The 22,888-nt window shown below is 62.0% G+C and carries 23 protein-coding genes, 2 tRNA genes and 1 other RNA gene; 14 read left to right on the top strand and 12 right to left on the bottom strand.

From position 1 onward, the window contains the following. Positions 1 to 65: 65 nt before the first annotated feature. Complete coding sequence (locus tag ACXYN8_RS06320; protein ID WP_458888469.1) at positions 66 to 827, top strand: flavodoxin family protein; 762 nt, start codon at positions 66 to 68, stop codon at positions 825 to 827. Positions 828 to 860: 33 nt separating this feature from the next. Further along, positions 861 to 2,042, top strand: coding sequence for a JmjC domain-containing protein (locus ACXYN8_RS06315; RefSeq protein ID WP_458888468.1), 1,182 nt, complete (start codon positions 861 to 863; stop codon positions 2,040 to 2,042). Between the two features lie 2 nt (positions 2,043 to 2,044). Here ACXYN8_RS06315 and ACXYN8_RS06310 read toward each other — a convergent pair whose 3' ends face one another. The 4 genes from ACXYN8_RS06310 to tkt are packed head-to-tail and all read right to left on the bottom strand — an operon-like array spanning position 2,045 to position 6,717. Continuing rightward, positions 2,045 to 2,494, bottom strand: a complete 450-nt coding sequence (locus ACXYN8_RS06310) for a PaaI family thioesterase (RefSeq protein WP_458888467.1) — start codon at positions 2,492 to 2,494, stop codon at positions 2,045 to 2,047. After that, on the bottom strand, positions 2,491 to 3,690 hold the full coding sequence (locus ACXYN8_RS06305) for a phosphoglycerate kinase (RefSeq protein WP_458888466.1): 1,200 nt from the start codon (positions 3,688 to 3,690) through the stop codon (positions 2,491 to 2,493). The genes ACXYN8_RS06310 and ACXYN8_RS06305 overlap by 4 nt, the downstream gene beginning before the upstream one ends. 10 nt (positions 3,691 to 3,700) lie before the next feature. Beyond that, on the bottom strand, positions 3,701 to 4,708 hold the full coding sequence (gene gap, locus ACXYN8_RS06300; RefSeq protein ID WP_458888465.1) for a type I glyceraldehyde-3-phosphate dehydrogenase: 1,008 nt from the start codon (positions 4,706 to 4,708) through the stop codon (positions 3,701 to 3,703). 5 nt (positions 4,709 to 4,713) lie between these two features. Further along, entirely contained in the window at positions 4,714 to 6,717 is a 2,004-nt protein-coding gene (gene tkt / locus ACXYN8_RS06295) for a transketolase (RefSeq protein WP_458888464.1), read from the bottom strand. A 236-nt stretch (positions 6,718 to 6,953) separates the two neighbouring features. Here tkt and ACXYN8_RS06290 point away from each other — a divergent pair, with 236 nt between their 5' ends. The 6 genes from ACXYN8_RS06290 to ACXYN8_RS06265 all read left to right on the top strand — a co-directional run bounded on the left by ACXYN8_RS06290 (position 6,954) and on the right by ACXYN8_RS06265 (position 9,323). Next, positions 6,954 to 7,154, top strand: coding sequence for a hypothetical protein (locus tag ACXYN8_RS06290; RefSeq protein WP_458888463.1), 201 nt, complete (start codon positions 6,954 to 6,956; stop codon positions 7,152 to 7,154). After that, positions 7,151 to 7,465 carry a cell division protein ZapA gene (locus tag ACXYN8_RS06285; protein WP_458888462.1) on the top strand — a complete coding sequence of 105 codons (315 nt, stop codon included), beginning with the start codon at positions 7,151 to 7,153 and terminating at the stop codon, positions 7,463 to 7,465. Before ACXYN8_RS06290 ends, ACXYN8_RS06285 begins: the two co-directional genes overlap by 4 nt. 10 nt (positions 7,466 to 7,475) lie before the next feature. Next, positions 7,476 to 7,645, top strand: a non-coding RNA gene (gene ssrS / locus ACXYN8_RS06280) — 6S RNA. Positions 7,646 to 7,716: 71 nt separating this feature from the next. After that, entirely contained in the window at positions 7,717 to 8,283 is a 567-nt protein-coding gene (locus tag ACXYN8_RS06275) for a 5-formyltetrahydrofolate cyclo-ligase (RefSeq protein ID WP_458888461.1), read from the top strand. Further along, positions 8,276 to 8,506, top strand: a complete 231-nt coding sequence (locus ACXYN8_RS06270; RefSeq protein WP_458888460.1) for a DUF2842 domain-containing protein — start codon at positions 8,276 to 8,278, stop codon at positions 8,504 to 8,506. The genes ACXYN8_RS06275 and ACXYN8_RS06270 overlap by 8 nt, the downstream gene beginning before the upstream one ends. A 34-nt stretch (positions 8,507 to 8,540) precedes the next feature. After that, on the top strand, positions 8,541 to 9,323 hold the full coding sequence (locus ACXYN8_RS06265) for an Fpg/Nei family DNA glycosylase (RefSeq protein ID WP_458888459.1): 783 nt from the start codon (positions 8,541 to 8,543) through the stop codon (positions 9,321 to 9,323). Positions 9,324 to 9,337: 14 nt separating this feature from the next. On the opposite strand, the gene ACXYN8_RS06260 is transcribed toward ACXYN8_RS06265, so the two are convergent. Next, a tRNA-Asp gene (locus ACXYN8_RS06260) sits at positions 9,338 to 9,414 on the bottom strand. Between the two features lie 199 nt (positions 9,415 to 9,613). Here ACXYN8_RS06260 and ACXYN8_RS06255 point away from each other — a divergent pair. Beyond that, positions 9,614 to 10,015: a hypothetical protein gene (locus ACXYN8_RS06255; protein ID WP_458888458.1), complete on the top strand. Its 402-nt coding sequence runs from the start codon at positions 9,614 to 9,616 to the stop codon at positions 10,013 to 10,015. Positions 10,016 to 10,018: 3 nt separating this feature from the next. On the opposite strand, the gene ACXYN8_RS06250 is transcribed toward ACXYN8_RS06255, so the two are convergent. From ACXYN8_RS06250 to ACXYN8_RS06235, 4 genes are all read right to left on the bottom strand, one after another. Continuing rightward, positions 10,019 to 11,323 carry a dihydrolipoamide acetyltransferase family protein gene (locus ACXYN8_RS06250; protein ID WP_458888457.1) on the bottom strand — a complete coding sequence of 435 codons (1,305 nt, stop codon included), beginning with the start codon at positions 11,321 to 11,323 and terminating at the stop codon, positions 10,019 to 10,021. A gap of 7 nt (positions 11,324 to 11,330) precedes the next feature. Continuing rightward, positions 11,331 to 12,392, bottom strand: a complete 1,062-nt coding sequence (locus tag ACXYN8_RS06245) for an alpha-ketoacid dehydrogenase subunit beta (RefSeq protein WP_458888456.1) — start codon at positions 12,390 to 12,392, stop codon at positions 11,331 to 11,333. Continuing rightward, positions 12,389 to 13,684, bottom strand: a complete 1,296-nt coding sequence (locus ACXYN8_RS06240) for a thiamine pyrophosphate-dependent enzyme (RefSeq protein ID WP_458888455.1) — start codon at positions 13,682 to 13,684, stop codon at positions 12,389 to 12,391. Before ACXYN8_RS06240 ends, ACXYN8_RS06245 begins: the two co-directional genes overlap by 4 nt. Positions 13,685 to 13,831: 147 nt before the next feature. Then, entirely contained in the window at positions 13,832 to 14,755 is a 924-nt protein-coding gene (locus ACXYN8_RS06235; protein ID WP_458888454.1) for a thymidylate synthase, read from the bottom strand. A gap of 100 nt (positions 14,756 to 14,855) precedes the next feature. Between ACXYN8_RS06235 and ACXYN8_RS06230 the strand changes: the two genes are divergently transcribed. From ACXYN8_RS06230 to ACXYN8_RS06215, 4 genes are all read left to right on the top strand, one after another. After that, positions 14,856 to 14,932 (top strand) — tRNA-Pro (locus ACXYN8_RS06230). 160 nt (positions 14,933 to 15,092) lie between these two features. After that, positions 15,093 to 15,815 (top strand): hypothetical protein, encoded by a 723-nt coding sequence (locus tag ACXYN8_RS06225; protein ID WP_458888453.1) that lies wholly within the window; start codon positions 15,093 to 15,095, stop codon positions 15,813 to 15,815. Then, positions 15,812 to 16,549: a hypothetical protein gene (locus ACXYN8_RS06220; protein WP_458888452.1), complete on the top strand. Its 738-nt coding sequence runs from the start codon at positions 15,812 to 15,814 to the stop codon at positions 16,547 to 16,549. The genes ACXYN8_RS06225 and ACXYN8_RS06220 overlap by 4 nt, the downstream gene beginning before the upstream one ends. 38 nt (positions 16,550 to 16,587) lie before the next feature. Next, positions 16,588 to 17,136, top strand: coding sequence for a site-specific integrase (locus tag ACXYN8_RS06215; protein WP_458888451.1), 549 nt, complete (start codon positions 16,588 to 16,590; stop codon positions 17,134 to 17,136). Positions 17,137 to 17,436: 300 nt separating this feature from the next. Here ACXYN8_RS06215 and ACXYN8_RS06210 read toward each other — a convergent pair whose 3' ends face one another. Further along, entirely contained in the window at positions 17,437 to 18,693 is a 1,257-nt protein-coding gene (locus ACXYN8_RS06210) for a hypothetical protein (RefSeq protein WP_458888450.1), read from the bottom strand. Between the two features lie 68 nt (positions 18,694 to 18,761). Between ACXYN8_RS06210 and ACXYN8_RS06205 the strand changes: the two genes are divergently transcribed. Continuing rightward, positions 18,762 to 19,808 (top strand): S1 family peptidase, encoded by a 1,047-nt coding sequence (locus ACXYN8_RS06205; protein WP_458888449.1) that lies wholly within the window; start codon positions 18,762 to 18,764, stop codon positions 19,806 to 19,808. A gap of 127 nt (positions 19,809 to 19,935) precedes the next feature. Here the strand turns inward: ACXYN8_RS06205 and ACXYN8_RS06200 are convergent, their stop codons facing one another. Both ACXYN8_RS06200 and ACXYN8_RS06195 read right to left on the bottom strand, forming a co-directional pair. Next, positions 19,936 to 22,350 carry an AAA family ATPase gene (locus ACXYN8_RS06200; protein WP_458888448.1) on the bottom strand — a complete coding sequence of 805 codons (2,415 nt, stop codon included), beginning with the start codon at positions 22,348 to 22,350 and terminating at the stop codon, positions 19,936 to 19,938. After that, entirely contained in the window at positions 22,347 to 22,877 is a 531-nt protein-coding gene (locus ACXYN8_RS06195) for a hypothetical protein (RefSeq protein WP_458888447.1), read from the bottom strand. Before ACXYN8_RS06195 ends, ACXYN8_RS06200 begins: the two co-directional genes overlap by 4 nt. Positions 22,878 to 22,888 lie beyond the last annotated feature (11 nt).

The following is a 22,888-nucleotide window of genomic DNA, read 5'->3' as shown; positions in this document are numbered from 1 at the left end:
CATCGGGGCATCAACCCGCGTCGAAACCTTTCCGCGGCGCGGCTCGTTCGGATGGAAAGGAGAACATGATGCTCGACCAAACCCACGAGAAACTTTGTGACGAGAATACCACTGACTTCAGCGACCTGAAGGCAGTGATTGTCAACTGCACCCTGAAGCCTTCGCCGCAGGGTTCGCATACAGACAAGCTGCTTGGTGTCGTGGAGACGATCATGGTGCGCAACAAAGTCGGCATCGAACGCGTCCGGCTCGTCGATCACGACATTGCCCCGGGTGTCTATCCCGACATGACGGAACACGGCTGGGATACGGACGACTGGCCCGGCATCGCGGACATGGTCAAATCGGCGGACATAATGATCATCGGCACGCCGATCTGGCTCGGGCAGGCTTCGTCGGTCTGCCAGCGCCTGATCGAGCGGCTTTATGCCCACTCCGGCGAGACGAACGACAAGGGGCAGGCAGGGTTCTATGGCAAGGTCGGCGGCTGCATCGTCACCGGGAACGAAGACGGCATAAAACACGTCGCGATGGGTGTGCTCTATTCGTTGCAACACGTGGGCTTCACCATCCCGCCGCAAGCCGACGCGGGCTGGATCGGAGAGGCGGGCCCCGGCCCCAGCTACGGCGACGAGATCGACGGCCAGGACGCGCCTGCGGGCCTGGACAATGACTTCACGCGAAAGAACACGACCTTCGCCACCTGGAACATGCTCCACATGGCACGGATGCTGAAAGACGCAGGCGGTTTGCCGGCCCACGGGAATTCCGCCGATTTGTGGGAGAAGGGTCGCCGTTTCGACGCGCCCAATCCGGAATATCGCTGACACTGCCATGACGCTTGGCTAAAACGGCGCGCAATGACACGCGACCAGGCCGAAACCATCATCCAGCAGCTTCTCGGCGACGAGAGCTATGAGCGTTTTTTTGCGGAAATCTTCGGCAGGGAGATGCTGTATCTGCCCGCCGGAGAAAACGGGTTTCGCGACACATTCGGTGATGATCCGCGCAGCACGATTCTCAAGCACTTCGCCAGCCACGCCAGGGGTATGACGTGCCACACGGCGCGGCCGAGAGGACCGGTGCCGAAGATCGGCGAACTGCAATCGGCGGAGGAATTCGGCGAACTGATCCGGCGCTACAATATCAATGGCTATACCGTGCGGATCCCGAACGCGATCGCCTTCAGCGAAGAACTTGCGAACATCGGACGCGCGCTGGAACTGCTTTTGCTGAAGCCAGTCGATGCGGTCATCTTCTGGAGCGGGCCTGATGCGACGGCCCCGGTTCATCACGACGAATACGACGTGCTGGCGATCCAACTGGTCGGGACCAAACGCTGGTTCATTTCAGGCGAAGAACCTGCATTGACCAACCCGTGGAAGCGGATCGGGGAATTGCCCCCTGCCCTGAACGACCCGCGACAACTCGATATGCGACCGGGCGATCTTCTCTATCTGCCGCGTGGTACGCCGCACACGGTGACCGCCGGGGAAGAAACGATCCACATCTCCATCGGCCTCACGCCGACGACCCTGCGCGATGCGCTGGTCGGACTGGTCGATTACGCTTCCGATGGAGAACGGACACTGCGCGAAGGGGCGACGGATCGGCTCGATCAGCCGCTCGGACCGGACCAAATGGCCGGCCTTCGCGAACGGCTGCAACAGGCGCTGGCTCTCGTTGCGAGCTATGCTCAGACGGACAATGCCGTTTCGGCGGCGATGCATTATCGCGCAGGCCGGATGGTGAATGAACTGCCGCGCCTGAAACAGGCGTCTGCGCAGCTAAGTCTGACCGCTGACACCCGTTTGCGTCACGCGGCGGGCGCGATCGCGATTGTGAGCGACACGCCCAATGGCTGGAATTTCGCTCAGCCTTCAGAGCACCTGATGGTCAACCACCCGGTCGAGGATTCGCTGGCTTTCATCCGGGACACGGGAGAATTCCGTGTCGGCGATATCCCGAGCCGCTTCGGCGACGATATTCGCATCGCGCTCGCTACCCGCTTCGTGCAAAGCGGGTTTCTCGAACTGGTCTGAGCCTAACGCCTGCCGGTCTTGCGAATGATGCCGGTAAAACTGAGGATCGGCGTTCCGTCGGCGCGCACCAGTCCCCGCACGAAGACGGTCTTGCCGCCCCCGCGCGTCACTTCGCCACGCGCTTCGATAAACTGACCCGGTTTGGCCGGGGCGAGAAAATCGCCCGAGAGGTTCATCGTGACACCGAAGCTGCCCTGCATCTCGTTTCGCGCAATGGTGAACAGTGCTGCGTCCGCGAAGGTCATCAGGCAGCCGCCATGGAGGAAGCCGCCGCCATTCATGTGGCGATCCTCCGTCCGGAAAGCGCTGATCCAGCTGCCGTCATCGTCCTGGCGTTCGTAGAACGGACCGGCGCGTTGTTCGAAAGCGTCCGAGACCCAGGTGTCCCAGCCTGTCCACTCGCCTTCGGTGACCGGTTGCGGGCCGCGCTTCTTCTCGACGATCTCACTCATGCAGAGAGCGCCGCCACGCCGGGCAATTCCTTGCCTTCCATCCATTCGAGGAAAGCACCGCCCGCTGTCGAGACATAGGTGAAAGCGTCCGCCACGCCCGCGTGCTTGAGGGCGGCCACGGTGTCGCCGCCGCCCGCGACCGAAATCAGCGAACCGTCCTGAGTCAGCGCGGCAGCGGTCTTCGCCAGTGCGACCGTCGCCTCGTCGAACGGCTCCGTCTCGAAAGCGCCGAGCGGGCCGTTCCAGACCAGTGTGCGGCAGGTCTTGAGGACGTCCGCGAGCGCCTCGACCGCCTGCGGGCCGATGTCGAGGATCATTTCGTCGGCACCAACCTCGTGGACGTTGCAGGTTCGCAGCGACGCCGGATTGGCGGCAAATTCCTTCGCCACCACGACATCATACGGCAGGTGAACCGTGCAGCCTGCGTGGTCGGCCTTGTCCATGATGGCATTGGCCGTCGCAGTCAGATCGTGCTCACACAACGATTTCCCGACATCGACCCCGCGCGCCGCAAGGAAAGTGTTGGCCATCCCGCCGCCGATGATCAGGTGCTGCACCCGACCGACAAGATGCTCCAGCACGTCGAGCTTGGTCGACACTTTCGCGCCGCCAACGACAGCCGCGACCGGGGTTTCCGGGTTGCCGAGTGCCGTGTCGAGAGCCTTAAGCTCCGCTTCCATCGATCGTCCGGCGTAGGCAGGCAGGTAATGCGCCAGCCCTTCCGTACTCGCATGGGCGCGATGCGCGGCGGAGAAAGCATCGTTCACGTAGAAATCGCCATGCGCGGCCATTCCATTTGCGAACTCGGCGTCGTTCGCTTCTTCGCCCGGCCAGAAGCGGACGTTGTCGAGCAAGCCGATATCGCCGTTGCGCAGAATGCCGATCGCCTGTTCGACGACCGGGCCCATGACCTCTGGGATGAACATGATCTCGCGACCGATCACCTCGTCAACGTCACCCTGCACGAAGCTCGTGCTCATGGTCGAATGGCGCTGCCCCTTCGGCCGTCCGAAATGCGCCAGCAGCAGGACCTTGGCGCCCTTGTCAGCGAGTTCGAGGATGGTCGGCTTCACTGCCTCCACGCGGGTCACGTCGGTCGCGGACCCGCCCTTCATCGGCAGGTTGAGGTCCACCCGGACGAGTGCGACCTTGCCGGTCACGTCCCCCAGATCGTCGAGCGTTTTGAAGCCGGCCATCAGATGATCCTTACAGGAACTTTGCCATCACGCCGGCGGTGTCGATCATGCGGTTGGAGAAGCCCCACTCGTTGTCGTACCAGCTGACGACGCGGGCGAGCTTGCCTTCCATCACGCTGGTCTCGAGGCTGTCGACCGTCGAACTGGCGGGGTAATGGTTGAAGTCGCTGCTGACGAGAGGCTGATCGGTGTAGTCGAGCACGCCCTTCATGGCGCCTTCGGCGGCGGACTTGAGCGCTGCGTTCAGTTCTTCCGCGCTCGTATCGCGGCTCGGCGTGAAGACCAGGTCGATCAGGCTGACATTGGGCGTCGGCACGCGCACGCTCGACCCGTCGAGCTTGCCAGCCAGTTCCGGCAGCACGAGGCCGACCGCGCGGGCAGCGCCGGTCGTGGTCGGGATCATGTTCTGCGCCCCACCGCGCGCACGCCGCATGTCGGAATGCATCTGGTCGAGCATCCGCTGGTCGTTGGTGTAGCTGTGGATCGTGGTCATGAAGCCGCGCTCGATACCCACCGTTTCGTGCAGCACCTTCGCGACCGGCGAAAGGCAGTTGGTGGTGCAGCTGGCGTTGGACACGATCACATCCTCTGCGGTCAGCGTCTCGTGGTTCACGCCGTAGACGATCGTCGCACTCACGTTCTTCGCCGGGGCGGAGATCAGCACGCGCTTGGCACCTGCCGTCAGATGCGGCTCTGCCTGTTCGTGGCTCTGGAAGAAGCCGGTGCACTCCAGCACGATGTCGACACCCATCTCGCCGTGCGGAAGATTGCCGGGATCACGCTCCGACGTTACCTTGATGGTCTTGCCGTTGACGACGATCGCGTTGTCGCCGGTCTCCACCGTACCGGGGAAGCGGCCGTGGGTGGAATCGTACTGGAACAGCAGGGCGTTCGACTTGGTGTCGGCCAGATCGTTGATCGCCACCAGTTCCAGATCGTGGTCGTCACGTTCCAGAATGGCGCGAGCGACGAGCCGCCCGATACGTCCGAAACCGTTGATCGCAACCTTGGTCGCCATGGGAATTATCCTTCCAGTTTTTCAAGAATCTGCGGGACGATCGCGTCGACTGTGAAGCCGAAGCGTTCGAAAAGCTGTTCTGCGGGCGCGCTCGCCCCGAAACGGTCGAGGCCAATGTTGAGGCCGTTCGCCATCGTGTAACGCTCCCAGCCAAGAGTGCTGCCCGCCTCGATGGAGACGCGCAGGATTTGCGAGGGATCGACATCGGGCAGAAGGTCGCGCTTGTAGGCTTCGTCCTGCTGCTCGAACAGTTCCATGCACGGCATCGAAATGACGTCCGCGCCGATACCGTCTTTCTCGAGCGCGTTGGCGACATCCATCGCCAGCGCCACCTCGGAGCCGGTCGCGATCAGGATCACCTTGCGCGCCGCATCGGCCGATTTCAGGCGATACGCACCCTGCATCGACTTGTTCTGTGCCGGCGTCCATTCGGTATCGCCCTCGCCACGCATCGGCGGGAGATTCTGGCGGGAAAGAGCGAGAGCCGAGGGCGTCTGCGTGTTGGCCATGGCGATCGCCCAGCACTCCGCCGTCTCGATCGCGTCACAGGGGCGCATGACGTTGAGATTGGGGATCAGGCGCAGGCTCATGACCTGTTCGACCGGCTGGTGCGTCGGCCCATCCTCGCCCAGCCCGATGCTGTCGTGCGTGAACACGTAGGTAACGCCGATCTGCTGAAGAGCGGAAAGGCGCACGGCATTCCGGCAATAGTCCGAGAAGATCAGGAAGGTACCACCGTAGGGCGCGATCCCGCCATGCAGCGCCATGCCGTTCATCGCCGCGGCCATGCCGAATTCGCGGATGCCGTAATAGACGTAGCTGCCGCCGTAGTTCTCCGCTGTCAGCGGGCCGGTGGAGGCGGTCTTGGTGTTGTTCGATCCGGTAAGGTCGGCTGACCCGCCGATCATGTTCGGAAACGCCTCGGTCAGAGGGGCGAGCGCCATCTCCGACGCCTTGCGACTTGCAACCTTGGGCGGATCCTTCGCGAGACCGCGAATATAGTCCTGCAGGACCTCGCCTGCGTGCGAGCCGGGCAGCGTCGTCGCCTGCTTGTAGGTCGCAGCGCGATCGCTGTCGCTTTCGAGACGCTTTTGCCACTCGAGGCGAGCGTCCGCCCCGCGCTGGCCGGTCTGGCGCCAGTCGGAAAGGATGTCGTCGGGGACCACGAAAGGCTCGTATTCCCAGCCCAGTTCCTGCCGGGCAGCCGCAATTTCATCCGCACCGAGCGGGGCGCCATGAGTGGCGCTTGTGCCCTGCTTGTTCGGGGCGCCCTTCCCGATCACGGTCTTGCACGCAACCAGCGAGGGCCGCGGATCGGCGATAGCTTCATCGATAGCGCGACGAATATCGTCGGGATCATGGCCGTCGCAGCGCACCGTGTGCCATTTGGCAGAGCGGTAGCGCGCCTCGATATCTTCGTTCGAGGACAAAGAAACGGGACCGTCAATGGTAATGTCGTTATCGTCCCACAGCACGATCATGCGGCCAAGACCGAGGTGGCCAGCTAGCCCGATCGCTTCGTGATTGATGCCTTCCATAAGGCAGCCGTCGCCTGCGATGACCCAGCTCCGGTGGTCGACCAGATCGTCGCCGTGCTTGGCATTGAGATGCCGCTCCGCCAGCGCCATGCCGACCGCCATCGCGAGGCCCTGACCCAAGGGACCGGTCGTGCATTCCACCGCGTCGAGCAGGAAGTTCTCCGGGTGCCCGGCGCACGGACTGCCGAGCTGGCGGAAGTTGCGAAGGTCGTCCATCGTCGGACGCGCGTAACCGGTAAGGTGCAGAAGGCTGTAGATCAGCATGGAACCGTGGCCGGCGCTCAGCACGAAACGGTCGCGGTCGTCCCAGTCGGGCGCGGCCGGATCGAACTTCAGATACTCGCTGAATAGCACAGTGGCCACGTCGGCCATGCCCATCGGCATGCCCGGGTGCCCCGAGTTGGCGGCCTGCACCGCATCCATGGAAAGGGCGCGGATGGCATTGGCCATGCGGGTGACATTGCGGCTCATCGAAGAAGCTCCTGCGCGGATAACCGGCCGCTGTGGCCGCCTGCTGGGTTCCGCCCGCGAAAGGCGGCGATTCGGTGCGGGGTTTCTCTCGCGGACCGGCCCGAAGGCGTCAAGCAGGGCAGGCCATGCAATGCCCAAGCTTTCCTGTCGCAGAGTTATTGACAGCTAATGGCTCCAAGCCTTTGCCGGACCACGCAAGTTGGACTAAGTTGACGGCCATCGGGTGAGAATTCGCAATGCAAAACGACGACGAAAAGCGGGCCAGAGAACGGATCGACGCAGCAATTGCGCGGATCGAGGCTGCTGCGCGCCGCCCCTCGCCTGCACCGGCCCAGCGCGCCGACAGTGAGATTTCCCTGAAGCACGAACGTCTGCGCGCCCGCGTGAGCGAGGCGCTGACGCAGGTCGACGCCCTGATCGGTCGGCTGGAGCGATGAGCAACGTCGTCCTTCATATCGGCGGCCGGGAATACAAGGTCGCCTGCGCCGACGGCGAGGAAGCGCATATCGCGGATCTCGGGCGGCTGATCGACCGGAAGCTTTCGGAGATGAGCGGGTCGGGTACGATGAGCGAGCCGCGCCTGCTGCTGTTCGCCGCGCTCCTGCTCGCGGACGAGGTTCACGAGCTGCGGCAGAACGCTGGCAGCAGACCTGCCCCGGCAGCTTCGCCAGCGCCGGCGCTTGCCAGCATCGCCGAACGGCTTGAAAAACTCGCGGACGCGCTTGAGAGCAGCGCTGCAACACCCTAGATAGGCTGCGGCGGGACTGCCCGGCACGAGCCGTTCGAATATCCCTGAGGCTATAAGCAATCCTAGGGAGCTGTCCCTGTCTCGGTTAACGGGTTCGTCCTGGGGGCCAAGGCATACGGCGCCCACCTGACGTTTTGGCGTCAGAGGATTTCACTGGCACCGACCCATGGTGGTTCCGTCACTCTGATTTTCTGGCCGCCGGCACCGACAGCCGCATCTGCGGCCTTTCGGACCGGGGCCTGCCGACACTTATGGACAAATCGACCTTGCGGAAGACCTTGCGCGCGGCTCGCACAGAGCACGTTGCCGCATTGCCGGAGGCCATGCGCGGGCTGGTGTTTCGCCATCCGCCTTCTCCACTTCTTGCCATCATCCCTTCCGAAGCCGTCGTCGGCCTCTATCACGCCACGCAGGACGAGGCGCCGACCAAGGCCTACGCGGGTTATTTCCTGGAGCATGGCCATCGTATTGCGCTTCCCCGCATGGGGGAGCAGATGGAGTTTGCCGAATGGACGGATCCGTTCGGCGAAACCGATCTGGAAAACGGCACCTTCGGCACGAAACAGCCGGGCCCCGATGCCCAAGTTCTGGTTCCCGATGTGATGATCGTTCCCCTGGTCGGCTTTACGGAGCGTGGCCAGCGGCTCGGTCAGGGCGGCGGGCATTACGATCGCTGGCTGGCATTGCATCCGGGCACTCCCGCAATCGGACTTGCCTGGGACTGTCAGAAGGTCGATGTCCTGCCGATGGAACCGCACGACCAGCGCCTGACCGCCGTTGCCACGCCAACTCGCTTCTACGGCCCGTTCGATGCGTGAAAACCCGACCTGGCGCATTCCGGTAGGCATTCTCGCGCTGATTGCGGCGCTGATCGTCTATGCGGTCCTGATCGCGCGTTACGTGCCCGACCTGATCGGCGGATGGCCCACGCTGGCGCAGACGATCGTCTACCTCGTTCTGGGCATCCTCTGGCTGTTGCCGCTAAAGCGGTTTCTGATCTGGATGGAGACCGGGCGCTGGTCACCCCCGCCGGCAGGTTGAGGAACCGTCTCCGGCGGGTGGGTGTTCCTCATTCATGCCGGAGCTTCCCGAAAACGAAGCCCAGCGCCTGACGCTGGAGCGTGAGTGCCTCAACCGCACGATCGAGCGCGTCGAACTGGGCAATGATGTGACCTATATCGAACTGCCCGGCGACAACGAGCGCGCGAGGCTGGTCGGTCGGCAATTCACGCAGACGCGGCGGCACGGGAAGAACATTTTCGCCGGTTCGACTACCGCACCCTGGATGACGGTGCATCTTGGAATGACCGGGAAGCTGATCCCATTCGACGCGCCTGCCGCTCCGCCGGATCACACGAAACTGCTGATCACCTTCGAAGGCAATCGCCGCCTCGCCTTCCGCTGCCCGCGCAAGCTGGGTCACGTGCGGGTGATCGACGACCCGGACGACTATATCTCCGAACAAGATCTCGGACCGGACGCTCTCGCAATCTCGGTCAGTGAGTTCAGGGCGGCCTTCAGCAAGACCCGCAGTCCGATCAAATCGGCGCTCATGGCGCAGAACAGGATGGCCGGTGTGGGCAATCTCTGGTCAGACGAAACGCTGTATCGGACCGGCCTGCACCCGGAACGCCGGGCCGACGAATTGTCGGATGACCTGCTCGGGAAACTGCATCGGTCGATGCAGGACATTCTGAAGACCGTCGTCGCAACCGAAGCGGTCTACCGCAAGCTGCCCGATGACTGGCTGATCCGGCATCGCAAGAAAGGCGCGAAGTGTCGCCAGTGCGGCGGAAACATAGTCAGCACGAAGGTCGGCGGACGTACCGCCTACTTCTGCGACAAGCATCAGAAATAAGGAAATTACCCAAGTGGCGCGAGTGACGGGACTCGAACCCGCGACCTTCGGCGTGACAGGCCGACACTCTAACCAACTGAGCTACACCCGCCCACAATCAAGCGGTGCCACTTGGGAGCCGCGCCACTAAGGCAGGGTCCGATTCCTGTCAATGGCCCGCAGCTAGGATTTTTGCGGTTATTTTCCCCCACCCTCGCAGCGCCGGAAATTGTCCCCGCGTTAACCATATTTGAAAGGCTTGTCGGCAAACAGGCAGCAGGCCGCCGGACGGTCTGCGACGGGGAATTGCGATGCGACGGATGCTGGCCTGGATGGCGATGCTGACGATGTTCACAGGGCCTGTGTACGCGCAAGCGCCGCAGATTGCGCGCAGCGTGTTCGTGGAGCGTGTCGCCAAGGGCGAGCGGGGCGATATTCGCACCGTCGAAAGCCTTGAAAGCGTGCGCAGCGGCGACCGTGTCGTCACCGTACTGCAATGGAACGGCGCCCGGCGTGATCCCTTCACCGTGACCAGCCCGGTACCGCGCACGCTGCGCTTCGTCGATTCCAGCGTGCCGCAAACGCAGGTCTCGACGGACGGAGGCCGCAGCTGGACGATGCTCGCCGCCGTTCGGCCAGAGAGCGTCACGCACCTTCGCTGGAAAGTGCGGCCCGGCATCGACCGGCTGAGCTACAGCGCGGTCGTGCGATAGAGATTACTCTGCGAGCAGGCGAACCGGCTGCTCGATCAGTTTCTTCACATCCTGGACGAAGCTGGCCGCGTCGTAGCCGTCGACCACGCGGTGGTCGCAACTGATGGAGATATTCATCAGTTTGCGCTTCTCGACGCGCTCCCCGCCCTGCCCGTCGCTAACGAACATCGGGCGTTCGACGATGCGGTTGGGTCCGATGATCGCGACTTCCGGGCGGTTGATCACCGGGGTCGTCGCTACGCCGCCAAGGGGGCCGAGCGATGTGACCGTCAGCGTAGAACCGGAAAGTTCGTCCGACTTGGCCGAGCCATCGCGTGCCGCCTCGGCCAGTCGCATGATTTCGCTGGCCAGCTGCCACAGGTTGCGCGCCTGGGCATTGCGGATCACCGGTACCATCAGCCCGGCATCGGTCTGGGTCGCCATGCCCAGATGCACGGCACCGTGGCGGGTCACGATGCCTGCTTCGTCATCATAGCGCGCATTGATCATCGGATAGTCGGGCAAGGTGCGACAGATCGCATTGATCAGCAGCGGCAACATGGTGAGCTTTGGCTTGCTGCCGCGCGCTTCGTTAAGCTGCGCGCGCAGGCGCTCCAGCTCGGTCACGTCGCATTCCTCGACATAAGTGAAGTGCGGGATGTTGCGCTTCGCCGCGGCCATGTTCTGGGCGATCCGCTTTCGCAGGCCGATGACTTTCACTTCCTCGTCAGCGCGCGCCTTGCCCGCCGGGGCGAAGCCGCCGCCGGCGTTGTAGGCGAGAAACGAGTCCAGATCGGCGTGACGGATGCGGCCTTCCTCGGAAGGGCGCACCTCCGCCAGGTCGATGCCCATGTCCTTCGCCCGCTTGCGGACGGCAGGGCTGGCAAGAACCTTGGCTTCCGCCTTAGACGCATGATCTTCGGCGGCCCGCTGCGGAGCAGGAGTCGGGGTCGGCGCAGGTGCGGGATCGGCAGCAATCGCATCGTCAGCATCGCTCGCGTCGGACGTCTCGACCTCGATCCGCTCCTCGACAACCTCGGCCTTGGGTGCGGGAGCAGCATCGTCGCCCACACCATCGTCGGCCCCGCCCTCGGTCTCGATCACCAGCAGCATGGAGCCGACTGCGACTTCGTCCCCTACCGCACCGGCCAGTTCCACGACCTTGCCGTCGACAGGGCTTTCGATGTCGACAGTTGCCTTGTCGGTCATGACGTCGACGAGGTGCTGGTCCTCGCTGACCGTATCGCCGACCTTGACGTACCATTCGACGATTTCCGCCTCGGCAACGCCTTCGCCCACGTCGGGCATGTTGAATGTGAATTTCGCCATGGTCGCGTTACTCGCTCAAGATCTTGTCGATGGCCTCGCCAATGCGGACGGGTCCGGGAAAATATGCCCATTCGAGACTGTGCGGATAGGGCGTGTCGAAACCGGTCACGCGCTCCACCGGCGCTTCGAGGTGATAGAAGCAACGCTCCGTCACCAAAGCCGAAAGCTCCGCGCCGAAGCCGCTGGTGCGGGTCGCCTCGTGCACGATTAGGCAGCGCCCGGTCTTTTTCACCGATGTCTCGATCGCCCCGATGTCGAGCGGCACGAGCGTTCGCAGATCGAGGATGTCGGCCTGCACGCCCTTCTCCTCGCACACGGCCTTGGCGACGTGGACCATGGTGCCATAGGCCAGCACCGTCAGCGCGTCGCCCTGCGTCACCAGGCGCGCCTCGCCGAGGCCGATTCGGTAGTAGCCTTCGGGCACTTCGCTGTCGGGATGGTTCTTCCATGCCTTGGTAGGGCGGTCGTAATACCCGTCGAACGGTCCGTTGTAGATGCGCTTCGGCTCGAAGAAGATGACCGGATCGTTGTCTTCGATCGCGGCGATCAGCAGGCCTTTCGCATCGTAGGGCGTGGACGGAATGACCGTCTTGATGCCGGATACGTGCGTGAAGATCGCTTCGGGGCTCTGGCTATGGGTCTGCCCGCCGAAGATGCCGCCGCCGAACGGCGAACGCACCGTCAGCGGCGCAATATATTCGGTCGCCGAACGATAGCGCAGCCGCGCAGCCTCGCTGATAAGCTGGTCGAGGCCCGGATAGATATAATCCGCGAACTGGATTTCCGGCACCGGTCGCAGGCCGTAAGCGCCCATCCCGACCGCGACCCCGATGATGCCGCATTCGGAAATCGGCGTGTCGAACACGCGGGTCTTGCCGTGCTTCTGCTGGAGCCCGGCGGTGCAGCGGAACACGCCGCCGAAATAACCGACGTCCTCGCCCAGCACGATGACGTCGGGGTCACGGCCCAGCATGACGTCGAGCGCTTCGTTTATAGCCTCGATCATGTTGATCCGGCGGGCTGGCCTGACTTCCGCTTCGGGAGCGGGCGATGTTGCCGTATCGCTCATGACTTGGGCCTCCCCTCGGGCCATTTGATCTCGCGTTCGCGGGTCGCCTGCTTGGCCTGTTCCTGCAGGTGCCAGGGCAGCTCCTCGAACACGTCCTCGAACATGGTGCGGAAGGGATGATGCAGACCATGGCCGAGAATGCCGTTGGCCTCCGCCTCCTTGGTTGCCTTCTTCACGCGGTCGGCGCAGTCGGCGTCCATGGCCTCCTGCCGTTCCTCGTCCCATTCGCCCAAGCGGATGAGATGCTTCTTCAGACGCATGACGGGATCGCCCAGCGGCCATTCGGTCCGTTCCTGCGCGCTGCGATAGCCCGTTGGATCGTCGGAGGTGGAATGCCCCTCCGCCCGATAGGTAAAGTGTTCGATCAGCGTCGGTCCGCCATTGGCGCGGGCGCGGTCTGCGGCCCATTTCTCGGCAGCGTAGACAGCCAGCGGATCGTTGCCATCGACTCGCAGACCGGCAAGGCCATAGCCCAGCGCGCGTGCGGCAAAGGTCGTGCGCTCCGCCCCTGCAAAACCGGAGAAGCTGCTGATCGCCCACTGGTTGTTGATGATGTTGAGGATGACCGGCGCGTTATAGACAGTGGCAAAGGTGCAGGCGGAGTGGAAGTCTCCTTCCGCCGTGCTGCCCTCGCCCACCCAGGTTGCGGCGATGCGGCTGTCGCCCTTGATCGCGCTCGCCATCGCCCATCCCACCGCCTGCGGTGTCTGCGTGGCGAGGTTGCCGGAAATGCTGAAGAAGCTGTGCTCGCGGCTCGAATACATGATCGGCAGCTGGCGGCCCTTCAGCTTGTCGCCCTTGTTCGAATAGATCTGATTGATCATCTCGATCAGCGGGTAGCCGCGCGTGATCAGTATGCCCTGCTGGCGATAGCTGGGGAATACCATGTCGTCCGCAGCGAGCGCCATGGCGGCAGCGACGCTGGTCGCCTCCTCGCCGGTACACTTCATGTAGAAGCTGGTCTTGCCCTGCCGCTGGCCGCGAAACATCCGTTCGTCGAAAGCGCGAACCATCGCCATGTTGCCGAGCATGGTTCGCAGCGTTTCCGGGTCGAGCTTCGGATCCCACGGGCCGTGCGCCGCATCGTCTTCGCCGAGCACCCGGATCAGGTCGTGGCAGAGCGGCGCCGTGTCCTTGGCCTCGCACGCCTCGTCGGGCCGCGGCTGCGCGCCGGCATCGGGAACGTTCAGGTGGGTATAATCAACCTCATCGCCGGGGCGAAAGCGCGGCTCCGGCACGTGCAGTTCGAGTTGCGGCCGGTTGCTCCGGCTCGTCGCGGACGGATCGTCCATGGGTTTCTCCCGCGAGTCCGCCCTTGAACCGGGCTGACTTTGATAATTCTACGCGAGTGTTATTTTATTGCGCGCAGCCGTCGCGGTCAAGCCGCGCGCCCCTACTGGAATAGCGCCTCGCCAGACGTGAGGTTTCCGACGACAAAATCACACCGCGACAGGAGCCTTGATCGGCGGATGCGGCGTGTAGTCGGTAACCTCGAAATCCTCGAGTGCGTAGTCGAACATTGAGTCGGGCTTGCGCAGGATTTCGAGCCGGGGTCGCCCCTGCGGCTCGCGCGACAGTTGTTCCTCGATCAGATGTGCGTGGTTGAGATAAAGATGCGTGTCCCCTCCCATCCAGACCAGCTCGCCCGGCTCCAGCCCCGCCTGCTGCGCGAGCATCCGCTGGAGAAGCGCCGCGGACCACAGGTTGAACGGCAAACCCAGCGCGACGTCGCAACTGCGCTGGTAGAGCAGGCCGTTGAGCCGCCTGTCCGCAACATGGAACTGGTAGGTCTTGTGACACGGCGGCAATGCCATCCGGTCCAGCTCCGCCACGTTCCAGCCCTCGATAATATGGCGGCGGCTACCGGGATTGTCGCGCAGACTGTCGACGACCAGCTGCACCTGGTTAATGCCGGGCCCGGCGCGGAACAGGCCCTCGCCCGCCGGCTCATAGGTCGGCCAGTCCACCCATTGCTTGCCATAAACCGGGCCAAGGTCGCCCCAGCGCGCGGCGAATGTTTCGTCATCTGCGATTCGCTGGACGAAATCGTCGAGCGAGATGTCGTCTCCCGTCTCGCGGACATATTTCGCGTGGGGCCACTCGTTCCAGATCTTCACGCCTTGCAGCACCAGCGGACGGATGTTCGTCTCGCCGGTGAGGAACCACAACAGCTCGCGAGTCGCGGTCTTCCAATAGACGCGCTTGGTCGTGATCAGCGGCATGGCGCCATCGGAAAGATCGAACCGCAGCACCGAACCGAACACGGAGCGCGTACCGATCCCGGTGCGATCAACCCGTTCCGACCCGCTTGCCCAGATGCGCCGCATGAGGTCCAGATATTGCTGTTCGAAGTGTTCGCTCATCGCTGGTGACCTAGCGCGAAAATGCCCGCTTGCCACCCCGCCCATCCACACCTATAGCGCCGCCTCTGCCTCGCGGGGTCCGCCCCGCAACGCATCCGGTCGGGGAGTAGCTCAGCCTGGTAGAGCACTGTCTTCGGGAGGCAGGGGCCGGAGGTTCGAATCCTCTCTCCCCGACCATTTTTCGTCGTTTCCGACAATAAGCCCCAGAATTCGGCCGTTTTCCTTCAACCGAGGAAATCGGTCGGGAATCTTGCGCACCGATTGTGCCACAAATTGTGCCACAGATCGTGCCCGCACTGTGTCCTGCCCGGCTCCTCGCAGCCAAGGTTCAAATGGCATGGCTCTCTATCGTCGCGGTCCCGTCTTCTGGTGGAAATCCCGCCTGCGTTTCTCTTCTGTTCCCTCCCGTCATACAATGGTGAGAATGTCGCTACGCACGGCGAGCCCCCAGCAGGCTCGTTCGCGCGCAGCCGAACTCGATCTGGCGAAGGACGCGATGATGGAACAGATGCCGATACTGAGGCGCAGCGTGAAGGCAGACGACATGCCCGCGCTCTACAAGCAGGCCTTCGAGCGCGAGCTCGATCGGATCGTCATGTCGCAGTTCCAGGAGCCAGGCCGGGTCGATGATCATCTGGCGTTCAATCGCCACTACGCCCGTTACTTCTCGCTACTGGCCACCGAACCGAAGCTGCTCGATGCGAGCATGGACAACTATCAGGAACTCGTGGGGCGTGGTCTTGGCGAGAACGATGCTGATGCGCTTGCCGCCATAGCAAGCCGCCACAAGCACCAGCGCCCGATTTCGATCGGACAACTCGCTGATGACCTGCGTGCCCAAGGTATCGAGCCGAGCGAGCGAAACCTTGCTGCATGTGCGCGGATTGCAGCTGCGGCCTACCGAAACGCCAATATCGAGGCCTGCAAAGAGCTGGGATCGCCGTTGCCTCAAGGCGACGTCTGGCCGCTACCGCAGCATCTTGAACAACTGGCCGATGTTGAGACGGTGCCCGCTGTCCCGCCCCCACCCAGCCCGCAAAAGATACCTCGGAGGCGATGACCACTGTAGCAGATCAGGGCGTTCCAGCACGCGAAGCACCCCTGCTCTCCGTATTCGCCACACAGTCTCTAGACAAGAAGATCAAGGACGGCGCCTGGGACGAAGGTCGCAGGCGCGACATCGAAGGTGCGGTAAGGATATTCATCGCGGCCAATGGAGACATGCCGGTAAATATAATCACCCAGAAGCACTTGATCGCCATGAAGGATCTCCTTGCTCGCCTGCCAGTCGTTTATGGACGGAAGCGGAAAGATGAAAACGGAACAGAAATCCGGGAGACGATCGAGGAAGCTCTGAAACGCGGGGATGCTCTTCGCTCCAAATGGGACGAAGATCCCACTGCTGCCGATATCGACGGGCTCCCATATGTGGGTCTAGCGCTAACCACGCAGCGCAAGCACATGACTTGGATGAGTTCGCTCATCACCCATCTGGAGGGCAATGATCCCGACCTCGCTCCCAAAAGCCTGAATTTCAAAGCAGTTCGCAAGACACTGGTGAATCCGAAGAAACAGGGCGACCGTCATGCCATAAAGAACAACCATAAACGGAATTCCGGGCGGCTGCCTTGGCAACCCAATGAGTTGCGGCGGATGCTCGAAGCGCCTGTCTGGTTTGGGTGTGCTGGTTTATGGAAACGTTTCGAGGCGGGCGATGAAGTTATCCATGACGGAAGTTACTGGGTGTTGCCGCTCGTAATCTCCACGCTCGCGCGAACGAGATCGCTGGACTAGGTGTCGCAGATGTCGTTCTCGATTGCGACGTGCCCTTCTTGTGTATTCGCGAAACCAATCTGCGGCGCATCAAGACGGTTTCTTCAACGCGCAAGGTCCCCATAGCGAGCAAACTGCTGGAACTCGGCTTTCGCGAATATGTCGAGGCAATTAGGGAAGCAGGCCATCAGGCACTTTTTCCTGAGTTCCAGCACCCGACTATGGATTCGGAAAAATGCTTCTACAAGGATCTATTCGCTCCCCTGCGCAAAATGCTTTTCCCTAACGGCACCTCCAGAAAGAGAGGCCGCAAGGACGTCGACGTGCCAGCGATCCGCACACTCGGGTTCAATGTTCTTCGCGACAAGGAAAGCGAAACAGGACTGAAAGTTTTCGACGAGCATCATCGCAAGGGACTCGGTGGCCATGAGCCAGATGATACTGAGGGCCGACACTACGACGATGACTTCGAACCCCATGAGCTCGTGGAACTCGTTGAGGTTCTCGCCAGCCTACTTCCCGAAATACCGAAACGATCTCTTAACCTGAGGCCGCTCGAATATCAGAAATTTGGAAAGCCTCGAGGCAGACCAAAGAATCGGATTTGATGAAGGGCAACTGCGTCAGCTTTGCGCCCTCATCTCGGTCATTCGAAGAGTCGTCGACGCGACTTGAAAGCCGCCGTTCATCCAAATAGAGTGGACGGCAGCTTTTGGCCCGTGCTGCTCGCAGAGATGCGCATACCGAGCATCTGGATCAGCTTCAGGTCGTCATCGTCCGTCTCGAACTGTCAAAGCCCATCGGTGATGTTCACGGCTTGCTCGGCCACGTCCGCTTGCAGGCAAAGAAGATCATAGCTGGTCCGCAGCGGTCCGAAGCCTAGATGTCCCGTCCAGTGTGCTGCTTGATCAACGCGGCATGGGTATGGGGCCGCTCCGCATTACCGATCCGAAAATTACCTCCTGAAGACACCTCGCAACGATGACCTCAAGATCGCGCGTCGCGTCTTCCTCATAGCGTTTGTAGTATCGATGATAGTCGCTGGACTCGTAGACGTTCGGGGCACCCCCGTGGATGACGCTCGCCCGCAGGCCGAGCAGGAGCTTCAGCCGCTCATAATCGTAGGCCGGACCCATGACAGGCCCGACAGCATCAATGACGCTCTGCGTGGCCCTTCCGGCGTCCCCATAGATGGCGTCGAGCGCTCCGAACAGCGTTGGAAAACGGCGCGTCGGATCGGGCACCCAAGCGCGGTAGAAATACTCCAGCGCTCGCATTTGGCGCTTGTCGACCCTCACTGGCGAGACGATCTTTTCTGCCAGCACGACCAACCACGCATGATCTGCGCTTCCGATTACAACGTCTTCCGATAGTGCCGGAGTATGGGGGTCGCTGCTCGTCATGCTAAGTGAGCCGTTGAATGTGGAGACGCCGCCGAACAGCTTCCGGCCGGTGAAGAGATAGCGTTCGAGGCGGTGAGGCAGGAGCGCGACCGCGCCTAAGATGGCCGCCCGGTTCCGCTTCGCCACCTCTAGGGTGCCTGCCCGCACGCCGAGCCATGACGCCGGAGAATTGCGAACACCATCCCAGCGCCGAAAGGGCGGGAAGCTCTCCACCTGTAGATCGGCATCGACATAGCCCGGTGGCAATCGACCTAGCGTCAACCCTTCGGGTTTAACCAGGAGGAACTCCGGGCAGTCGAACTCCTGATCGACGCGCACGACCAACAATGGGAAAGCGAAGAGATGGCGAGGTTCGGTAAAGAGATCAGATGCCGATATCGCATCAGCCAGACGCTCCTTCGTGGCCTCTGTAAGGAACGTGGAGAAGGGTGCATCGCTTGCTTGGCCGGGCCCTAGAAAACAACCGTCCCATGCCTCATTGCCGATGATCCAGAAATTGACGCTGATGAAGTCCGTAAGGGCGCGCTCGACGTCGCTCACAGACAGCGATCGGAGATGCGGTGCCGCGTTTCGACGCATGAAGAGTGCCGCCTGAAGCAGTCCGCGAATGTCGTAGTTCACCTCAAAGCCGGCACTGCCCATGAAGGGGGACCGTCCGGGCTGACTATACATGAAGCTGTGCTGCCGCCGATCGGCGTGGCGTTGGCAGAACATAGCGGCCAGCATTAGGTCGATCGCGCGGCGGGGATTGGAGCTTGTCATCGATCGGGCAATAGCGGATCGATCGGGGAATGAGACCCCACCCCTACCTAGACCCGCCTACCGCAGCGATGATCCGCCTGGCAGAGCAACGGCTACGACTGATGTTCAACGAGCCTTCTGAATATCATTCTCTCATCGCGAAGGGGCTCAGCTTCCACCACCGGCCGAACTCAACCGAGAAGCTGAAGCTTTCCGAGTCCGGCTACTTCTCGCTTGAGCTGCTCGAAGCGCTCATCTGCGGTGGAGAGACTTACAAGACGGGGCCGCTGAATTTCATCTGGCAGCGGCTAGTTGCCGCTCGCATCGTGCTGCCTGCCTTTGGCCACATGCCGGGTGCGTTCGTGGACCACGCGGTCGACACTCCGACCTTGCTGGAGCACTTGCGGGGCGACACGTTCCAAAACCTCTTCGCACCGCCCGCCGCCCTCGCCGATCGCTACAGTGGCGCGCTTCTGGCGATCGACGTGCTAAAGGATGGTGAGCCGTATCGGGGGAGCGGATTCATCGCGCAGACCATCCACGAAGGCACCCCGTTCGTCGTCACCTGTCGTCACAATCTTGATCCGGCCGCGGGCATCGAGATGCAGACGGTCACAACAGCTTCAGGCCAAACGGTAGTCACAGGAGAGCCGATCTTTTCTGACCGTTACGATCTCGGTCTGTTGCCGCTGGTCGACAGCGTGCCCGCTCCAACATTCAGGTTCAGCAGTTCAGTGGCCATGTTCGATGAAGTCTACACGCTGGGCTATCCGAACTTGCCCGGTGCATTGCCAGTCCTGATGGGCCACCGCGGCGAGGTGAATGCGGTTGCGGACCTTTATCTTCAGAAGTCGCCGGCGATCATTATCTCAAACTTGGTCGCGCCCGGCAGTAGCGGTTGCCCCGTGCTCCTATGTGACGGGCGTTGTGCAGGTATGACAATCTCTTGGCTGGAAGGAGAGGGTGACGGCGGCGCTAAAACCCGTTTCAGCGGCGTTGCCTGCGGAGAGAATCTTAGAATTCGCGACACATCGGGCTTAGCGAAATGCGCGTTTGGGGTCTGTTTGCTGTCAGAAGTCGCGCTCCTTAAAGCCGCCTGTCAGCTACCGGCCCACATGCTAACGGGCAGCTCCTAGGAAAAGCGGTCAGTCCGTAAAGCGCCCTGAGCTCAGATTTCGAGCTCTATGCTCCGAGCGCCGGAAAGCGGATACTAGATTCCGGGAGCTTGATCGACCACTTCGGTTGCTGTCGACACCGGGAGGCTCAGGCGACCAAGCGGTCCGGCTCGAAGCCTAGCACGTTTGTTGAATAGTCGGTCGACCCATCGGGCGACTTGCTGATCTCGACGGTGATGAGCTTGTCGCCGGGAAAGGCCGGGCTGAATTCGAGAGCTAGATAATCGAACAGCTGCCTTTCGTGAATTGCGATAATGATTTGGCGATCCTCGCGCTTGGCAAGTGTTCGCAACAACGCGGCGAACTGTGCGACATGCAGTTCGTCCATTGACTGAACAGGGTCGTCCAGCACTAGCCATGGTAGTTGGGAATTGACCGACAGGTGTAGTGCCAAGAACAGGGTCAATGCTGCGGTGTTCAGGTTACCCGCACTCAGCATAGCGCCCGGACGGCCATATGTGCCGCCATCCCGATGCACGGTTTCCAGCAGCGCAGAAATTGGATCGCCGTCCTTCGACGGCAAGACAAATGCGGGCACAAAGGGTTCATTGGGCGCGAGCCGGACGAAGAGATCGCGCCAAATCGTGTTAAGGCGGTCGTTGAACACCCGGCCGACGATCGCGGTCCGCGCTTCGCTTGCTGCAGCACGCAGACGATTGGCCATGTCGCGTTCGGTGCGCACAACACGCTGGGCTGCCTTCAGCCGCTCGAGCCGCTGTCTTCGCTCGATATTCTCCGCGTCGCGCCGTGTCTTCTCGAGCTGTCGGGCTTGAATATCGAGAATGATCCGCGCGGCAGACTGGCGATCTTCGGCCTGCTTTTTGGCGTTGTCGCGCCGGGCCTCGACAGCGGTCAGCAAGCGTGAGAGCACGTCATTTGTTGGTTCCGCATCAGTGATCTCAGGCGCGGCGATCGTGACCGCCAAGTCCGCAAGGGCCGCACGGATCTCACCGCTGGTCGAATCCCTGAGCCGAGCCCGACCTGTCCGGCTGGCGGCCGCGGCATGGCGATCGCGAAGCTGCGTCGCCTGCCCCGCAATGCCGGCCAGTTCCTCCAGCTCGGATCTGGCCAAGCGCAAGGTCGCAAGCCGCTGCTGATGTCTGGTCAGATCGGTCTGGGTTAATGCTCGAGCTTGGTCGGCGCTCCTTGCGCGATCGGCTTGAGCGATTTGATCCTGCACTTGCTTGCGCTCGGCGATAAGTTCGTTGAGCCGGTCGGACTGCCCGACGAGCCGCGCAATCTCCTCCGCGACATGGTTCTTGAGATTGACCCCAGGGACTTCGCTGAAGTCGCGGTGGCAGACCGGGCAGGTGTCGTCATGGATATGTGGTAGCAGCGAGGCGAGTGCCTGACCCAGACCTGCGGTATCCCCGGCGACCTGTTCAACCTGCGTGTCCAATACCGTTAGTCGGGCGCGATGCTGCCGCAAGTGCTCATCTGTGACCCTAAGTGCTTGAGTCGAAATCGCGGATGTGGCGACCAGTCCTTCCAGCCGGGTAATCTCGTCAATCACGAGCGCGAGTGCTACGCTGCGCGCTTCCTCCGGATCATTCTGGTCGGGATTAGGAATATCGGGGAAGATAGACCGCAGTGTGTTGATGGCGCCAGCGAGCTGCTTTCCCGGTCCCTGGCGATGGCGCGTCAGAGCGTTGGCTGCTTCGGCTTCTGCCCGCTCCAGCGCGGCGATGCTCACGGTATCGTCCTCGGTCGCCAGCTGCAACCATTGGTGCTGCAGGCTGACGACGCTGTTCACCCGCGCGACCTCCCGTGCCAACGCATCACGACCGTCAATAATAGCGAGCTGGTTAGCGGCGGCGATCAGGTCGTCCGGAAGTTCGAGCGATACACAAAGTGGCGCCAGCCGATCCTGCAGTTCCGCGATTTCCGTCGCGTCGCTATTGTCGAGTGCATTGACCTCGCGCATCTCGGCCTCAAGGCGACGCTGAAGATTATCTGCCCGATCAAAGTCACTGCTTAGTTTCGCCATCCGGCGTTTGTCGCCGGCGGCATAGAGACCGTCGATCAGGGATTCGAGCTGGTCGAGGCCCAGCAGGCTTTTCACAAAGTTCGTGAGCGGGGTGTTGGTCGGATCACGGGAGGCAGGCATCTGATAGATGTCGAGCAGGCGTCCGAGGGTTGATTGTGAAAGGTAACACCGGTCGGAATAGAAGGTTTGATGTTCCCGCCCGAGCAGCGGCCTGCCGTCGATGATGCCATTGCGAACCGACAATTTAGTCTCTTGCCGCAAATCGCCCGAAACTTTGAGGCTGATTTCTGCCCTCTCAGCATGACGATTGACCAGATGCGCCTGCACGTTGTCGTCGTTCCGTCGGAGCGCAGCTACATCGCCCGTAAGCGCCAGCTCGAGTGCGGTGGCGATGCTAGTCTTGCCTGCCCCGTTCGGACCGTGGATGAGGATAATTTGGGCGTCGAGGGGGATGGACACCGTCCCACGGATGCTCCGGAAATTGGTGACGACCAGCTCGGTGAGCAGTGCGCTCATGACAGACCGCCCGATAGTGCACTATCAATCCGTCGGCGCAGTTCATGGCGGACCCCGGCCTCGCCCTGCTCGGCGGCGGAGAGGTAGGTTGCGGCTACCCGATTGGTGTCGGCGGATAGGCGCTTGCGCACCTCAGCGCTCCAGTCACCCTGCAGATCAGTCGTCGGGGGTAACTCAAGCGGCAGCAGCACGGCAAGACTGTCTCGCAGCTGAGTATCGTCTGCGGTCGCGCTCACCATTAAGAGGCGGCAGATCTCCGACAAGTCTTCGGCGACATCGGCATCGATCCGCTTTCCGACCAAGACGAGCGTCAGAGTGCGACGAGAACCCAGCACATCCAACGACCGACCGAAGGCCAGCAGCTCCCGGCGAAGTCGCTTAATCGAAGCGGCCGATGTATCTTGGAGGATGACGAGGTTCAGGGTCTTGTCGGCGGTCAGAACTACATCGAACCTAAACGTGGCTGAGCCGATACCGAACGGCTGCTGCGCGTCCCGGAACCCCTCAGCTTTTAAGAAGTCGATCACCCTATCAAACG

The organism is Altererythrobacter sp. CAU 1778 (assembly GCF_054482795.1).
Note: the sequence above shows the minus strand (reverse complement) of the source record. Positions and strands in the feature narration are given on the sequence as shown.

What these genes read in the sequence shown, in the direction of transcription:
- ACXYN8_RS06320 (WP_458888469.1), top strand. Translation starts at nt 66, where the DNA reads ATGATGCTCGACCAAACCCACGAGAAACTTTGTGACGAGAATACCACT.
- ACXYN8_RS06315 (WP_458888468.1), top strand. Translation starts at nt 861, where the DNA reads ATGACACGCGACCAGGCCGAAACCATCATCCAGCAGCTTCTCGGCGAC.
- ACXYN8_RS06310 (WP_458888467.1), bottom strand. Translation starts at nt 2,494, where the DNA reads ATGAGTGAGATCGTCGAGAAGAAGCGCGGCCCGCAACCGGTCACCGAA.
- ACXYN8_RS06305 (WP_458888466.1), bottom strand. Translation starts at nt 3,690, where the DNA reads ATGGCCGGCTTCAAAACGCTCGACGATCTGGGGGACGTGACCGGCAAG.
- gap (WP_458888465.1), bottom strand. Translation starts at nt 4,708, where the DNA reads ATGGCGACCAAGGTTGCGATCAACGGTTTCGGACGTATCGGGCGGCTC.
- tkt (WP_458888464.1), bottom strand. Translation starts at nt 6,717, where the DNA reads ATGAGCCGCAATGTCACCCGCATGGCCAATGCCATCCGCGCCCTTTCC.
- ACXYN8_RS06290 (WP_458888463.1), top strand. Translation starts at nt 6,954, where the DNA reads ATGCAAAACGACGACGAAAAGCGGGCCAGAGAACGGATCGACGCAGCA.
- ACXYN8_RS06285 (WP_458888462.1), top strand. Translation starts at nt 7,151, where the DNA reads ATGAGCAACGTCGTCCTTCATATCGGCGGCCGGGAATACAAGGTCGCC.
- ACXYN8_RS06275 (WP_458888461.1), top strand. Translation starts at nt 7,717, where the DNA reads ATGGACAAATCGACCTTGCGGAAGACCTTGCGCGCGGCTCGCACAGAG.
- ACXYN8_RS06270 (WP_458888460.1), top strand. Translation starts at nt 8,276, where the DNA reads ATGCGTGAAAACCCGACCTGGCGCATTCCGGTAGGCATTCTCGCGCTG.
- ACXYN8_RS06265 (WP_458888459.1), top strand. Translation starts at nt 8,541, where the DNA reads ATGCCGGAGCTTCCCGAAAACGAAGCCCAGCGCCTGACGCTGGAGCGT.
- ACXYN8_RS06255 (WP_458888458.1), top strand. Translation starts at nt 9,614, where the DNA reads ATGCGACGGATGCTGGCCTGGATGGCGATGCTGACGATGTTCACAGGG.
- ACXYN8_RS06250 (WP_458888457.1), bottom strand. Translation starts at nt 11,323, where the DNA reads ATGGCGAAATTCACATTCAACATGCCCGACGTGGGCGAAGGCGTTGCC.
- ACXYN8_RS06245 (WP_458888456.1), bottom strand. Translation starts at nt 12,392, where the DNA reads ATGAGCGATACGGCAACATCGCCCGCTCCCGAAGCGGAAGTCAGGCCA.
- ACXYN8_RS06240 (WP_458888455.1), bottom strand. Translation starts at nt 13,684, where the DNA reads ATGGACGATCCGTCCGCGACGAGCCGGAGCAACCGGCCGCAACTCGAA.
- ACXYN8_RS06235 (WP_458888454.1), bottom strand. Translation starts at nt 14,755, where the DNA reads ATGAGCGAACACTTCGAACAGCAATATCTGGACCTCATGCGGCGCATC.
- ACXYN8_RS06225 (WP_458888453.1), top strand. Translation starts at nt 15,093, where the DNA reads ATGGCTCTCTATCGTCGCGGTCCCGTCTTCTGGTGGAAATCCCGCCTG.
- ACXYN8_RS06220 (WP_458888452.1), top strand. Translation starts at nt 15,812, where the DNA reads ATGACCACTGTAGCAGATCAGGGCGTTCCAGCACGCGAAGCACCCCTG.
- ACXYN8_RS06210 (WP_458888450.1), bottom strand. Translation starts at nt 18,693, where the DNA reads ATGACAAGCTCCAATCCCCGCCGCGCGATCGACCTAATGCTGGCCGCT.
- ACXYN8_RS06205 (WP_458888449.1), top strand. Translation starts at nt 18,762, where the DNA reads ATGATCCGCCTGGCAGAGCAACGGCTACGACTGATGTTCAACGAGCCT.
- ACXYN8_RS06200 (WP_458888448.1), bottom strand. Translation starts at nt 22,350, where the DNA reads ATGAGCGCACTGCTCACCGAGCTGGTCGTCACCAATTTCCGGAGCATC.